Raw genomic sequence first — 14,580 nt, 5'->3', positions numbered from 1 at the left:
AACCGTGGCCCGCCTCCGGGCCGTCCGGCCGGATCCGGGAAGAACCCGGACGGCTACCGGCGGTCCAGCTTGGCGCGGATGGCGTCCACGTCCCCGGGCGGACCGACGCGTTCGAGCAGGTCCGCCGCGCGCCGCCAGGCGTCCCGCGCCGCGGCCAGATCGCCCTCGTCCGCCACCACGTCGCCGAGCTGGTCGAGCGTGCGCCCCTCCTCGGGCCGGTTGCCGGTCTCTCGGAACAGGTCGACCGCTCGCTGGTACGAGTCCCGGGCCAGCTCATAGTCGCGCTGCTGGTGGTACGCGTGACCGAGGCTGTCCAGAGTGTCCGCCGCGCCGTCTCGATCACCCAGCTTGAGCTGCAGTTCGAGGGCCTCGCGACAATAGCCGACGGCGTCGCCGTGCTTGCCCTGCTGGCTCAGCGTCCAGCCGATGCTGTTCAACGCCCTGGCCTGCCCGGCCGGGTATCCGGCCGCCCGGTAGCCGTCCAGGCCGAGCTGGGCGTGCCGCAACGCCATCGGGTGGTTGCCGAACTGATCGAACACCTCGGCCAGGTTGAGCTGGGCGTGCGCCTGCCCGACCCGGTCGCCGAGGTCGGCATACCGGTCCAGCGCCAGCCGGAGCTGGGTGAGCGCCGCCTGCTCGCGGTCCAGCCGCAGGTACGCGCGGGCCAGTCCGCGGTGCGCGGTGGCCCGTTCCCGGAGGTCCCCGCCGCGCTCGGCGGCCCGCAGGGCGGCCTCCTCGGCCGACACCCACTCGAGCCAATAGCCGGCTCGGTACAGGTAAGCGGAGAGCGCCCTCGCCAGCCGATGCCGGTACGCGTCGAAGCCCGGACTGTCCTGCGCCATGACGGCGAGCAGCACCCGGTGCTCGGCGGCGAACCAGGCCAGCGCCTGCGCGGTGTCCGCCATCTCCTCCGGCGACGCCGCGGCCGCCGGCTCGGGCAGGTCGAGCACCGCCCGGTACGGATCCACGGCCCGGGCGGCGCGGTCCGCCGTGCGCATGTAGTGGTCCAGCATGCGGTGGGTGGCCGCCCGCCGGTCCTCGGCACAGTCGTGCTCCTCGGCCAGCTCCGCCGCGTAGACCCGGAGCAGGTCGTGACAGGCGAAACGGCCGGGCCGGTGTTCGGTCAGCAGGTGCGCGTCGGCCAGGTCCCGTAGCAACCGGCGAGCCTCCCGGGCCGGAACACCGGCCAGGCCGGCCGCGCCGACGGTGCCGATGTCCGGTCCCGGATGTCGACCCAGCAGCCGGAACATCCTGGCGGACGCGGGTTCCAGCCGTCGATAGGACCAGGAGAACACGGTGCGTGCGTCCATCGCCTGGTCGCCACCGGCGAACGCGTCCAGGCCACCGACCTCGACCAGCTCGGCGGCCAGTTCGGCGAGGGAGAAGGCCGGGTGGGCGGCGGCTCGCGCGGCCACGATCGCGAGGACCAGGGGCAGTCCGGTGCAGGCGGCGATGATCCGTTCCGCGGCTTCGGGCTCGGCCCGGACGCGGCTCGGTCCGATGCGGTCTTCGAGCATGCGGCGGGCCTCGGCCGCGGTCAGCAGGTCCAGCCGCAGCAGCTGGGCGCCCTCCACCGCGATCAGGCTCGCGAGGCGGTCCCGGCTGGTGACCACGGCCAGGCAGCCGGACGAGCCGGGAAGCAGCGGCCGGACCTGCTCGGCGTCGCGCGCGTTGTCCAGCACCACCAGGATCCGCTTGCCGGCGACCAGGCTGCGGTACAGGCCGAACAGCCCGTCGACGGCCGACGGCATCTCCGACGGCGGCACCGCGAACGCGTCCAGGAATCCGCGCACCGCCTCGGCCGGCGTCAACGGCACGCCGGGACCGTAACCGCGCAGGTTGACGTAGAGCTGTCCGTCCGGGAACCGGTCCGCCGCACCGCGGGCCCAGTGCACGGCGAGCGCGGTCTTCCCGATGCCGGCCGTCCCGGCGATCGCGGAGACCACCACGGCCCCGCCCGGCACGGCGGCCTCGGCCGCGATCCGGCCCAGCTCCGACAGCTCCGCCGCCCGCCCGGCGAAATGTCGCGGTCCGGCCGGCAGTTGCCGCGGCGCCGGGGGCGAGTCGGCCCCGTGCCGGTCGATCTCGGTGCGGGCGGACGCGGCCAGCCGGCCGGCCTGGTGCGCGTCGTCGACCGCACGCAGCATCTCGAGGTGCCGGCCGGCCCACGTGTGCAAATCGGCCGCGTCCGCGGGCAGCCGCGCGCCGGCCTGCTCGGCGTGCGCGGCGCAGGCCGTCACGAATGACGAGACGAACTCCCAGTCCGGCAGCGACCGGGCGTTCAGCTTGTCGCTGATCGTCGAGCGGGGCAACGGGTGGCTGAGGGCGGCGGTCAACGCTGCCACCCGGTTCAGCGATGGCTCCCCGGCTCGCCTGCGCAGCCGCTTCAGTTCGTCGACGAACCGGACGATGGCCGTGCGCCCGGCATCGGTCATCAGCGCCGCGCCCTCCCCTGTCAGGCCCGCTGGAGAAACCGTCCCACACTCTACCGCCAGCACCCCACTAGTATCGATCGGCGTCTTTGCCAATTCGTCCGCGGCCGGTGACCGGGCCGGGCTCAGGCGGAGACCGCCGTGAACACGCCCAGACCGAGGTAGATGGAACCGACCACGCGGCTCCCGCCCGATCGGATGCGCAGCCAGCGGCCGATCGCGGTGGCGGCGAAACAGGTGGCGATGTCGACGGCAAGGCCCAGGGCGATGAAAACCGCGCCGAACGCCGGCAACTCGCCCGGCGAGCGGACGAACTGGGGCAGGAACGCCAGGAAGAACAGCGCGACCTTGGGGTTGAGCGCGCTGACCAGGACGCCGTCCAGGAACAGCCGTCGCCGCGGGGCCGGCGGAGCGCCGGCCGCCGCCGGCTTCCGCGCGCTGCACAGGGCGCGGAAGCCGATGTAGGCCAGGTATCCGACGCCCGCGTACTTGATGGCGGCGAACGCCAGCGGGGACGCCGCGACCAGGGTGGCCAGGCCCGCACCGACCAGGGCGAGTTGCACCAGGGTGCCGGTCTCGACCCCGAACGCGGAGGCCACGCCGCTGCGCAGCCCGTGCGCCGCCGAGCGGGTCACGATGAAGATCATGTTCGGGCCCGGGATCGCGATGAGCGTCAGCGACGCGAGCATGAAGGCGAGCATCCGACCGGTCATGGTGTCCCCCAAAGTGGCGCCGAAGACGGCTACTACCGGGATGGACCGCCGGCACCGATCAAACTCATCGAAGGCGGGGAAATTGACCGCAACGTATTGAAGGTCATAGATTTAACAACCGCCGGTTACCCGAGGAGAGGATCGTCAGGTGTCACAGCCAGTATTCCGCGGGTGGCGGCTTCCCGTCGTCGCCGGCAGCGTCGCGTGCGTGCTCGGCGGGCTCACCCTGACGGTTCTGCCGTCGGCCTCCGCGCAGCAGGTTTCCGGTACGGCTCTGCCCCTCGCGGCGGCCCCGGCCTTCCCCGGTGCGGTCGGGTTCGGCGCCGCGGTCACCGGCGGGCGCGGCGGCACGGTCTATCACGTGACGAATCTCAACGACAGCGGCGCCGGCTCGTTCCGGGACGCGGTGAGCCAGGGCAACCGGATCGTGGTGTTCGACGTCGGCGGCTACATCAACCTCCAGTCGCCGCTGGCCCTCGCGAGCAACATCACGGTGGCCGGGCAGACCGCGCCGGGCGAGGGCATCGGCACCACCGGCTATCAGGTCTCGCTCTCCAACCGGGACAACGTGATCGTGCGGTACATGCGCTTCCGGCACGGTCTGACGCCGAACCAGAACCGGGACGGCGTCACGATCAACGAGGGCAGCAACCTGATCTTCGATCACGTGTCGGTGTCGTGGGGACGCGACGAGAACTTCTCGATCAACAGCAGCGTCAACATCACCGTGCAGAACTCGATCATCTCGGAGGGCCTCGACCCGCACTCGTGCGGCGGACTGATCCAGAGCGACGGGGTGACGCTGTACCGCAACCTGTACGCGCACAACAAGACCCGCAACCCGAAGGTCAAGGGCCGCAACCAGTTCGTCAACAACGTGGTCTACAACTGGGGGTCGGACGCCTACATCCAGGGCGATTCGGCCGGGCTCAGCTATGCCAACGTCGTCGGCAACTACTTCATCAAGGGCCCGTCGACCGGCACCGGCGGTCCATTCACCAGAGGCAACACCAACTTCCACATGTACGCCCGCGGCAACGTCTACGACCCGGACAAGAACGGCGCGCTCAACGGCCGTGAGCTCACCACGGCCGAGCTGGGCACCGTGGTCCTGGAGTCGGCCCCGCACGCCTTCCCGGCCGCGCCCGACGTCAGCGCCGCGGCCGCCTACCAGGCCGTGATCGACTCGGCCGGCGCTTCGCTGCGCCGCGATTCCGTCGACCGGCGCGTGATCGGCTCGGTCACCGGCCAGTCCGGCAGCATCATCACCGACCCCGCGGCGGTCGGCGGCTTCGGCTCGCTGGCCGGCGGCACGGCCCCCGCCGACGGCGACCGCGACGGCATGCCGGACGCCTGGGAACAGGCCAACGGCCTCAATCCGGCCAACGCCGCCGACGGCTCGGCGGCGGCCGCCAACGGCTACACCAACGTGGAGAACTACCTGAACAGCCTGGCGCGTTAACGCCTTGATCGAGGCCTGCCGTTGTGTCAGCGTGCCGGTGTGCCCGGACGATCCTTGCTGCCGGCGCTGCGCCGGCTGGTGACCGAGCGGCACGGCCTCCTGCGGTTGCTCATGCTGGCCGGCGGCGGGCGGGTTGCCGTGCTCGGCCTGCTCCTGGTCGTCAGTGCGCTGGTGCCGACGGCGCTGGCCCTGGTCAGCGGCTGGCTGGTGGGTCAGGTCGTCGCCGGCCAGCCGCACGCGATCTGGGCTCCGGTGGTCCTGCTCGCCCTGCTGCTCCTGGTGGGGCACGCCGCCGAGGTCAGCACGGAGCCGCTGGGTGTCTCGGTGGCCCGGCGCATCGACGGGGTCGTTCGCGCCCGGGTCCGGGAGCTCACGCTGGCGCCGGCCGGGCTCGGTCACCTGGAGGATCCGGCGGTTCAGAACGACCTGTTCCGGCTGTGGGACGCCGGCGGCTACCACCAGGCGGCGCGGACGCCGGGCGCGACCGCGGTCGGGCTGCTCCGGCTGGCGTCGTGGTTTCTCGGGCCGATCGGGGCGACCGTGGTGCTGGCCGGCTTCTCGGTGCCGCTCGCGGCCGGGTTCCTCGTCTCGGCGCTGTGGGTCCGCAGCCTGGCGCAGCAGCAGTGGGGCGGGTTCACCCGGCTCGTGGACTCGCGCGTCAACCTGCGGCGGCGGGTCGAGTCCTGGGCCGACCTCGCGGTCGGGCCGGAGATGGCCAAGGAGGTACGGCTGTTCGGCCTCGGGCGATGGGCCACCGAGCACCGCGACCGGGAGGCGTTGTCCTGGGCCGCGCCGATCTGGCAGCTGCGCCGCGACCTCGCCCGGCGCCAGGTGCTGCCGATGCTGGTGTCCGGTGCCGCGGCGTTCGCCGGGTTGTCGATGCTCGGGCTGGCCGCCGCGTCCGGGGAGATCAGCGCGCAGGCGCTCGTCACGTTCCTGGTCGCGATGTGGGGTGTGCTGGCCGCGAGTCAGGGCTGGTGGGAGTCGTCCGACTTCGCCTACGGACTGGGCGCGGTCCGGGCGCTGGACCGCCTGCACGCCCGCTACGCGCCGCACGACACCGCGGCGCCGGCCGATGACGTCGCCGGGCGGGCACCCCGTACGCCTCCTGTCGTTTGCTTTTCGGGGGTCAGCTTCACCTATCCCGGCGCCTCCAGGCCCACCCTGGACGGTCTCGACCTGACCCTGGGCGCGGGCGAGGTGGTCGCCGTCGTCGGCCGCAACGGCAGCGGCAAGACCACGATGATGAAGCTGCTCGCCGGCCTGTACCAGCCCACCTCCGGCCGGGTGCTCATCGACGGCACCGCGCTGCACGACCACTCCGACGCGCAGATCCGGGCGTGGCGGCGGCGTCTCGCGGTGGTGTACCAGGACTTCGTGCGTTACCCCGCGTCGGTCGCCGACAACATCGGCCTGGCCGCGCCGGAGCACCTCGCCGACGCCGAGGCCGTGGCCGCCATGGCCGAACGGTCCGGCCTGCTCGAGCACCTGGGCCGGCTGCCGGAAGGGCTGGACACGTCGCTGGCGCACGGATCGGCGGGCGCCATGGACCTCTCCGGTGGGCAATGGCAACGGCTGGCGATCGCCCGGGCGATGTTCGCGGTCGAGTGCGGCCGGCAGGTTCTGGTTCTCGACGAACCAACGGCCCATTTGGATGTACGCGCGGAGGCGGCGTTCTTCGATCAGATCGTGCGCGACATCCACGGCGTCTCGATCGTCCTGATCTCCCACCGCCTGTCCACGGTCCGGCACGCCGACCGGATCGTGTTCCTGCAGGACGGCCGGATCACCGAGTCGGGCAGCCACGCGCAACTGCTCGCCCGGGGCGGCGAGTACGCACGGCTCTTCCGGCTCCAGGCCGCCCGGTTCGCCGACGTGGCGGAGGACGCGTGAGAGCACGGTTGCAGGTACTCGGCGAGATGATCGCGGTGTCGGCCCGCGCCGGCCGCACCACGATGCTGTGGTTCGTGCTGCTGGTGGCGACGAAGGCGGTCTCCGTCGCGCTGATCGGGCTCACCCAGCGCTGGCTGGTCGACAACGCCATCGCCGACATCACCCGGGGCATCGTCGCCGCCGCGGCGCTGGGCGCGGTCGCGCACGCCGCCCTGTCGGTGTCCGCGCAGCTGGAGGTGCACCTGCGCGACGACATCAGCGACCGCGCCGAGGTCATCATCAACCACGACATCCTCGCCGCCACCTCCGCCGTGCCGACCATCGAGCACCTGGAACGACCGGACTACCTCGACCGCCTCGCCATGTTGCGCAGCGGCGGCGCCAGCGGCACCCGCGCCCTCGCCGTCTCCACCCAGGTCCTCGCCCAGACCGCCGCGTCGGTGCTGAGCCTGAGCCTGAGCATCTGGCTGCTGGCCGGGGTCCACCCCGCCCTCGCCCTGCTCGCCCTGGCCGGTGCCGCCCCGCTCGTCCTCGGCAACCGGGCCAACCGCCTGGTCCGCCGGGCGATGGACGCCACCAGCGGCCTGGCCCGCCGCGAACAGGCCCTGCACGACCTGTGCGTCCAGCCGGTGCCCGGCAAGGAGATCCGCACCGCCGGCAGCGGCCCGGAACTGAGCCGCCGCGCCCGCACGACCTGGGACGCCGCGATGCGGACCGAGGTCGGCGCACGCTGGCGCGCGGCCGCCTGGCGCTTCGCCGGATGGACCGTCTTCACCGCCGGTTTCACGGCCGCGGTCGGCGTCGTCGCCGCGCTGGCCGTGGACGGGAGGGCCAGCGCGGGCGACATCATCCTGATCATCACGCTCGCCAGCCGGCTCCGGGAGCAGATCACCTCGACCATGTTCGGCATCGTCCGGCTGGCCGAGGCGGGCCGGATCACCGACCACTACCGCTGGCTGAAGACGTACGCCGCGGCGCATCCCACCGGTGGGGACGCCGCACCGGAACGACTCACCGACGGCATCACGATGACCGGCATCGGCTTCACCTATCCCGGCAGCGGCGCGCCCACCCTCACCGGCATCGACCTGCACCTGCCGCCCGGCGCGGTGGTGGCCGTCGTCGGCGTGAACGGCGCCGGCAAGACCACCCTGGTCAAACTCCTGACCGGCCTCTACACGCCGACCTCCGGCAGCATCACGGTGGACGGCCGGCCACTCGCCACCATCGACCCGGCGCGGTGGGCCGCCGTGGCCACCGGCGCCTTCCAGGACTTCGCCAAACCGCAGCTGCCGGCCGGCGAAACGGTCGGCATCGGCGACCTGCCCCGGCTGCACGACTCCGCCGCCATCCGCACCGCCGTCGAGCAGGCCGGCGCCACCGAGATCATCGCCGCCCTGCCGAACGGCGCGGCCACCCAGCTCGGCCGCCACTTCGACGGCGCCGAACTCGCCCACGGCCAGTGGCAGAAGCTGGCCCTGGCCCGCGCCCTGATGCGGCAACGCCCGCTGCTCCGGGTGCTCGACGAGCCCACCGCCGCCCTCGACCCGCAGGCCGAGCACGACCTCTTCGAACGGTTCACCACCCACACCCGCGCCGCCGCCGAGACGGGCACCGTCACCCTGCTCATCTCGCACCGCTTCTCCACCGTCCACATGGCCGACCACATCGTCGTCCTGTCCCACGGCACCATCCTCGAACAGGGCAGCCACGCCGACCTGCTGGCCACCGGCGGCGAGTACGCCAAGCTCTACACCATGCAGGCCGCCGCCTACGCCCCGTGACGCCGCTCTCGGTCGAATTCGTCGAGAAGCAGACGTACGGCCTCCGCCTCGGCGTAACGCTCGACCTGCTCGTATAGCGGGATCGCCTGCTCGTAGGCGGCCCGTGCCTCGTCCGGCCGGTCCGCCGCGCGGAGGTTGGCGCCGATGTGTTCCAGCGTGTCGGCCTGCATGACGGGGTCGTCCGAGCGTTCGAAAAGTGCGAGCGCCTGCCGGTAGTAGCGGTCGACCTCGTCGTGCCGGCCCAGCTGCCCGTAGATGTAGCCGAGGCTGTCCAGAACGGCGCCCAGGCCCGCGACGTCGTCCAGCGGCTCCAGGATCCGGAGCGCCCCGGTGCAGCAGGCCAGTCCTCGGTCCAGGTGACCGAGCTGGGCATGGAACCACCCGACGGCGTTGAGCGCGTTGCCCTCCCCCGGTGCCGAGCCGGCGGCCCGATAGCACCGCAACGACCGCTCGGCGTCATCGAGTGCCGCCTCGGGCTCCGCCGACAGCTTGGCGAGTTCCAGGTATACGTGCGCCTGTCCCAGCTCGTCGCCGGCGGCGGTGTACAACGCCATCGCGGTCTGGAGATGGTGCTGGGCCGCCGCCCGGTCCCGGCGTACCGCCGCCAGGCCGGAAAGGCCACGTTCCATCCGGGCCTGGCCCTCGGTGTCGCCCACCCGGGCCGCCGCCGCGGCCGCTTCGCGCAGCACCGGCCCGCCGTCGGTCCAGTGTCCCTGCCGGTGCATGAAGTCGACGAGGCACCAGACGATCGGCCACGCCCGCTCGCCGCTCTGCCGGGCGACGGCCAGCAGGACGGCGTACTCCCGGCTCAGCCAGCTCAATGCGGTGTGACTCTCGTCGACGTCGTCCGGCCGGACCCCGGGCAAGGGGTCGGACAGCGGCAGCGGATCGCGATGCGGATCCCAGGCGAGGGCTGCCGCGTGCACCGAGTGCAGGTAGTGGTCGTAGGTACGGCCACGCGTCGCGGCCCGTTCGGCGGCGGAATCATGGTCCCGGCCGAGTTCGGTGGCGTACAGGCGGAGAAGGTCGTGGAAGGCGAAGCGGCCGGGCACGTGCTCCTCGATCAGCTCGACCGCGGCAAGATCATCGAGGAGCGAGCGGGCGGTGGCGAGATCCACCGCGAACAGGCTCGCGACGGCCGTCACCGTGATGTCCGGGCCGGGGTGCGTGGCCAGCAGGCGGAACAGGCGGGCAGCCGGGCCGTACAGGTAGCGATAGGACCAGGAGAAGGCCGCGCGCACGTCGGACTCGATGTCGTCACCGGTCTGCACGGCGGACAGGGCGGTCGCCTCGTCGTTGAGCTCGGCGACCACGTCGGCGAGCCGCAGCTCCGGGCGGCTGCGGGCCCGGGCGGCGACCACGCAGATCGCCAGTGGAAGGTAGGCGCAGAGCCGGCCCATCTCCGCCACCGAGCCGGGTTCCCGCTCGACGCGCTCGTCGCGGACGTGCCGGGCGACGAGATCTCCCGCGTCGCCGGCCGGGAACGGCGCGACCCTCAGCTCGGTGGCTCCCTCCTTGGCCACCAGGCCGGTGAGCCGGACCCGGCTGGTGATCAGCACCCGGCACGGCGACGAGCCGGGCAGCAACGGCCGGACCTGCTCGACGCTCGCGGCGTTGTCGAGCACGACCAGTACCTTCCGTTCCGACACCAGGCTGCGGAACAGCTTTGCCTGGTCCGCCACCGTCGCCGGCAGGCGGTCCCGGGGCACTCCGAACGCGTCCAGGAAGCCGCGCAGCGCCTGCGCCGGCAGCAGTGGCGCGCCGTGCGGGTCGAATCCCTGCAGGTTCACGTAGAGCTGACCGTCGGGGAAACGCTTGCTCACCCGGTGCGCCCAGCGGACGGCGAGCGCCGTCTTGCCAACGCCCGCGGTGCCGTGGACGACGCAGATCTCACCTGATTCGTCGGTTTGCCCGGCGAGGCCGAGCAGCCGGTCAAGATCGTCCAGTTCGCGTCCGCGGCCGGTGAACCGCCGGGTATGCGGCGGAAGCTGCTCGGGCAGCAGCCGGCGGTCCCGCTCGAGCTTGGCCTGTGCCGCGAAACGGTCGTCCTCGTGTTGCTTCTCGAGGATCGCCAAGGTGCGGTCGTGGCGTCGCCGCCACCGGGCCCGGTCGAAGGTCAGCTCTCGGGTATCCGGGTCCCGGATCACCGTGCTGTCGGACGGTGTGAGCGCCCTGCCCTTGGCGGTCCGCGCGTAGCACTCGCAGCTCAGCAGGAACGCGTCGACGAAATCCCAGTCCGGTGGCGACTGGAGCTTCAGTTTGTTGGCGATCGTCGACTTCGCCAGCGGGCGACGGTGACCTGCACTGAACTTCTCGATCTCGCGGAAGGTGGGTTTACCCACCCTCTCCCGCACGCCTTGCAGCAGGTCGACAAAGGACTTGAGCTCCGTCCTGGCCCGGCCCAGCGTCACTGGATGTCTCCCACCCTCCACATCGGCTTGTCCCACTTTCCACTGGACACCGTCGATCGACAACAACCCTGGAAGGAGAGCCCGAACGACGAGAAAGCAGGGAGATCATGGCCGTGAACGAAGCATTTCTGGACGCGCTGACCAGCACCTTGCCCCGGGGCTGGCGGTCGATGTCGAACGACGACGTCTACGGGCAGCAGGCGCAGGCCGAGGCGACCGATCAGCCCAAGGTCAATGTCCTGCTCACCGGGATGGCCGGGGTCGGCAAGAGCACGATGATCAACGGCGTCATCGGCCACGAGGTGGCGCCGGTCGGGGTGGGCCGGCCGGTGACCATGACCGTCGACGAATACACCGAACCGGGGGTACCGATCCGGTTCTTCGACTCGCGCGGCATCGAGCTCGGCGAGAACGTCGACGGGACGTCCGCCCGCATTTCGAAGATCATTCGGGAGCAGTACCTCCGCGACGACGACGAGTTCGTGGATGTCGCCCTCTACTGCGTCAACGAAGGATCATGGCGGCTGCTGGACTTCGAGGAGAAGATCATCACCGACCTGGCGGCCACCATGCCGGTGTTCCTCGTCCTGACCCAGTGCTACAGCGACGCGACCGACACCCAATCCGTCGCCTTCATCAAGGACATCGGGGCACGCAATCTCCCGATCGTCGGCGGCCGGCCGATGCGCGTGCTCGCCCAGGGTCGCCGGTTCGGGCCGGCCTGGGTGCCGCCGTCCGGGCTGGGCGAGCTGGTCGAAGCGATCTATCAGGAGTTGCCGAACGCGAAGAAGCGCTCGTTCGCCCGCGGCCAGGCGGTCCGGATCGAACTGAAGATCACGGAGGCCCGCAAGGTCGTCGCCTGGGCTACCGGCGTAGCCGCTCTGATCGGGGCGGTGCCACTGCCGATCCTCGACTCCGGACCGTTGTCCACGTTGCAGATCGCCATGCTGGCCCGCATCCAGGTGGCCATGGGCCTCAACATCGACAAGGAGTCGATGGCCCGGGCGGTCCTGCCCGTACTGGCGACGATGAACGCCGGCCGGTCCCTGTCCAAAGCCCTGCTGACCTTCATCCCGGTGGCCGGCACGGCGATCAACGGCACCATCGCCGCGACCATGACCGGGGCGCTCGGTGAGGCGTACATCCAGGCGTGCGCGCTGGCCCTGCGCCAGGTCAACGACCCCAACCGGCGGTTGTCCGCCGCCGAGGCGCAGTCGCTGGTGGTGGCCGAGCTGCGCGCCCGCCTGACCCGGTTCCTCAAGTCCTGACAGTCTGCCGGTGCCGGGGCGGATCGCCCCGGCACCGCTGCGGTAAATGGATCGACGGCCGGGGTGGGGTCGGCCATCATCGGCCGGTGACGGAGCGATTTGCGGGTGTGCGGGCCGCGTTCGAGGACAACCTGGCCCGGGGCGAGGACGTGGGCGCGTCGTTCTGTGTGACCGTGGGCGGCGAGACGGTGGTTGACCTGTGGGGCGGGTTCGCTGACGGAGAGCGTACGAGACCATGGGGTGAAGACACGATCGTCGGGGTCTACTCGACCACCAAGACCATGACCGCACTCACGGCGTTGCTGGTGGCGGACCGTGGGGAGCTCGATTTCGCGGCTCCGGTCGCGCGCTACTGGCCCGAGTTCGCGGCCGGGGGCAAGGAGGCGGTCACCGTCGCGCACCTGATGAGTCACTCGGCCGGGCTGTGTGGCTGGCAAGAGCCGATAACCAGACATGACCTGTACGACTGGGAGAAGGCGACGGCACTGCTGGCCGCCCAGGAGCCGTCCTGGAAGCCCGGTACGGCGTCCGGCTACCACGCCATGACCCAGGGCTACCTGGTCGGCGAGGTGGTGCGGCGGATCACCGGGAAGTCGCTGGGCACCGTGTTCCGCGAGGAGATCGCCGAGCCGCTGGGTGCCGACTTCCACATCGGCCTGCCCGCCGCCGAGGACCATCGGGTCGCCGACCTGATCGCGCCGCCGGGACCGGCGCCGATGGGCGGCGAGGGCAGCACCGCCCTGCAGGTGAACGTGGCGACCAACCCCGAACTGGAGGTCGGCGTCACCCGGACCCGGCAGTGGCGGGCCGCGGAGATCCCCGCGGTCGGCGGCATCGGCAACGCCCGCGCGGTGGCCCGCATCCACGCCATCCTGGCGAACGGCGGGACGGCCCAGGGCCGGCGGTTCCTCTCCGAGGCGGGCTGCCGGCGCGCGCTCGAACCGCAGACCGAGGGCGTCGACCTGATCCTCGGGGTGCCGATCCGGTTCGGGCTGGGTTTCGCGCTGAACTCCGGCTTCCTGCCCAACCCGAATTCGCTCTACTGGGGCGGCTACGGCGGCTCGCTGGCCGTCATCGACATGGACGCGCACACCACGATCGCGTACGCCATGAACAAGATGTCCGGCACGACAACCGGGGACCTCCGTGCCTTCGGCCTCGCCATGGCCTTCTGGGCGGTTGCGCAGAGTTAGGATGCCTGAGCTCGGGATCTTGAGCTTGGGAGAGGGCGGCGATGAGCGGACGGTGGCTCCTGGTGGCCATGGTGATCGGGGTCAGCACGTTGGCCGGCTGCTCGGGCGGCGGTTCCGGCTCCGGGCCGGTGACACCGGCACCCACGGCGACGTCGGCGGCAGCTTCCTCACCCCCAGTCACCGAACCCGCAGTCACCGCACCCGCAGCAGACACCTTCGTGGACGTGGTGCGGGCGCGGCTGCCCGAGGTGGCCCTCGACCGGCGGGACGAGGAAATCCAGGCGATCGCCGACGCGGCCTGCGCCGACCTGGCCGCCGGTAAGGACGCCGACGACGTCGTGGCGGCCGCGCGGTCGCTGGGCACCCTCGACGCCGGGGCGACCGACCACGCCACCGCCCGCGAGCTGATCAAGCTGGCCATCGATCTCACCTGTCCGGAGCAGGCGCGACGCGTCGACGAATTCTGACCGGCGGACGACTCAGCGGGGCGGTCGGAGGCCGTACGCCAGCCGGCCGATCCCGCCGCCGTCGTTCACGTCGACGTGACCGCGCAGCACCAGCGCACCCCGTCCCCAGCTGAGCAGATAGGTCGCGCCGGCCTGGACCACGCCCCGGTCGCCGTGCCGCCAGGCGGATCGACCGGCGCGGTGGGCCACCTGCTCGGCCGCCTCGGGGTCGTAGGCCTCGGTCACGTGCAGGGCCGGCGGCAGGGTGGTGCCGTTCGTCACCGGGGTGCCGGGCGGCACGTAGAGGTAACGCCGGGTGTTCGGCACGTCCGGTGGCACCGGGACGAACTCGACCGGGGAGGCCAGCGCCGTCGCGGCCTGGGCGGGTGTTATCCACAGGTCGGTGGGAATGGCGTGGGCCGGGGCGGGGAGTTCGAGGATCTCCAGCCTTTTCAGTTGGCGGCCCCGGGGAGTCAGGTGCAGGCGGACCTGCGCGCCGGCCGCCACCCGCGCGTAGTCGTCGCGGCTGACCGGGGTGCCGCTGATCCGGCCGGGGCGGCCGTCGTCGACGGCTATCCAGTAGTTGGTGGTCGAGTTGTCCTCGCCGCTGTACAGGATCTTGCGTTCCAGCACGCGGCCCTCGACGACATCGGTCCGGGCGTAGTCGAGCAGGAAATAGAGCGCGGCCAGCAGGATCGCGGCGATCGCCGTGATCGCGGCGGGCCGCCACCCGACCGGCAGGAACAGCAGCAGCACGGCGACATTGGTGCCGAACCACGCGAGCAGCAGGCCGGTCCACAGCGCCGACCTGGGCCGGTAGCCGGTGCCACGGCCGTACCGCACCTCGCGGCCGGCGACCACGGAGCGGCGCTGCCGGCGGGCGCGGCGTTCCTCCCGGACGCCGGCCACCACCGCGACGGCGGTCAGCGCCAGCACGATCACCCAGGCCAGAGGTTCCACCAGCACATTGTGCAGTGC

10 protein-coding genes are annotated in these 14,580 nt (G+C 71.9%); 6 read left to right on the top strand and 4 right to left on the bottom strand.

Annotated features, from left to right (window positions below; all coding sequences use genetic code 11):
• Nucleotides 1-53: 53 nt before the first annotated feature.
• Together Ari01nite_RS36495 and Ari01nite_RS36490 are read right to left on the bottom strand one after the other, a co-directional pair.
• The gene (locus Ari01nite_RS36495) at nucleotides 54-2,435 is read right to left on the bottom strand and encodes an ATP-binding protein (protein ID WP_203786951.1); all 2,382 of its coding nucleotides are present in this window, start codon (nucleotides 2,433-2,435) and stop codon (nucleotides 54-56) included.
• A gap of 122 nt (nucleotides 2,436-2,557) precedes the next feature.
• The gene (locus tag Ari01nite_RS36490; protein WP_203786949.1) at nucleotides 2,558-3,145 is read right to left on the bottom strand and encodes a LysE family translocator; all 588 of its coding nucleotides are present in this window, start codon (nucleotides 3,143-3,145) and stop codon (nucleotides 2,558-2,560) included.
• Nucleotides 3,146-3,293: 148 nt separating this feature from the next.
• Here Ari01nite_RS36490 and Ari01nite_RS36485 point away from each other — a divergent pair, with 148 nt between their 5' ends.
• The 3 genes from Ari01nite_RS36485 to Ari01nite_RS36475 are packed head-to-tail and all read left to right on the top strand — an operon-like array spanning nucleotide 3,294 to nucleotide 8,284.
• Nucleotides 3,294-4,607: a pectate lyase family protein gene (locus Ari01nite_RS36485; protein WP_203786947.1), complete on the top strand. Its 1,314-nt coding sequence runs from the start codon at nucleotides 3,294-3,296 to the stop codon at nucleotides 4,605-4,607.
• 39 nt (nucleotides 4,608-4,646) lie between these two features.
• Nucleotides 4,647-6,500, top strand: a complete 1,854-nt coding sequence (locus Ari01nite_RS36480) for an ABC transporter ATP-binding protein (RefSeq protein WP_203786945.1) — start codon at nucleotides 4,647-4,649, stop codon at nucleotides 6,498-6,500.
• Nucleotides 6,497-8,284, top strand: coding sequence for an ATP-binding cassette domain-containing protein (locus Ari01nite_RS36475; protein ID WP_203786937.1), 1,788 nt, complete (start codon nucleotides 6,497-6,499; stop codon nucleotides 8,282-8,284). The genes Ari01nite_RS36480 and Ari01nite_RS36475 overlap by 4 nt, the downstream gene beginning before the upstream one ends.
• On the opposite strand, the gene Ari01nite_RS36470 is transcribed toward Ari01nite_RS36475, so the two are convergent.
• Entirely contained in the window at nucleotides 8,272-10,695 is a 2,424-nt protein-coding gene (locus tag Ari01nite_RS36470; RefSeq protein WP_203786935.1) for an ATP-binding protein, read from the bottom strand. The genes Ari01nite_RS36475 and Ari01nite_RS36470 overlap by 13 nt on opposite strands.
• Nucleotides 10,696-10,802: 107 nt before the next feature.
• On the opposite strand from Ari01nite_RS36470, the gene Ari01nite_RS36465 reads away from it, so the two are divergent.
• The 3 genes from Ari01nite_RS36465 (at nucleotide 10,803) to Ari01nite_RS36455 (ending at nucleotide 13,623) form a co-directional block, all read left to right on the top strand.
• Nucleotides 10,803-11,963, top strand: a complete 1,161-nt coding sequence (locus Ari01nite_RS36465; protein WP_203786933.1) for a GTPase — start codon at nucleotides 10,803-10,805, stop codon at nucleotides 11,961-11,963.
• A gap of 86 nt (nucleotides 11,964-12,049) precedes the next feature.
• The gene (locus Ari01nite_RS36460) at nucleotides 12,050-13,156 is read left to right on the top strand and encodes a serine hydrolase domain-containing protein (RefSeq protein ID WP_203786925.1); all 1,107 of its coding nucleotides are present in this window, start codon (nucleotides 12,050-12,052) and stop codon (nucleotides 13,154-13,156) included.
• A 41-nt stretch (nucleotides 13,157-13,197) separates the two neighbouring features.
• Nucleotides 13,198-13,623: a DUF732 domain-containing protein gene (locus Ari01nite_RS36455; protein WP_203786923.1), complete on the top strand. Its 426-nt coding sequence runs from the start codon at nucleotides 13,198-13,200 to the stop codon at nucleotides 13,621-13,623.
• 12 nt (nucleotides 13,624-13,635) lie between these two features.
• On the opposite strand, the gene Ari01nite_RS36450 is transcribed toward Ari01nite_RS36455, so the two are convergent.
• Nucleotides 13,636-14,562: a hypothetical protein gene (locus Ari01nite_RS36450; RefSeq protein ID WP_203786921.1), complete on the bottom strand. Its 927-nt coding sequence runs from the start codon at nucleotides 14,560-14,562 to the stop codon at nucleotides 13,636-13,638.
• Between the last annotated feature and the right edge of the window lie 18 nt (nucleotides 14,563-14,580).

This window comes from Paractinoplanes rishiriensis (assembly GCF_016862375.1).
Classification (GTDB): domain Bacteria; phylum Actinomycetota; class Actinomycetes; order Mycobacteriales; family Micromonosporaceae; genus Actinoplanes; species Actinoplanes rishiriensis.
The sequence above is the reverse complement of the archived record's forward strand: the minus strand, read 5'-3'. Positions and strand labels throughout refer to the sequence as shown.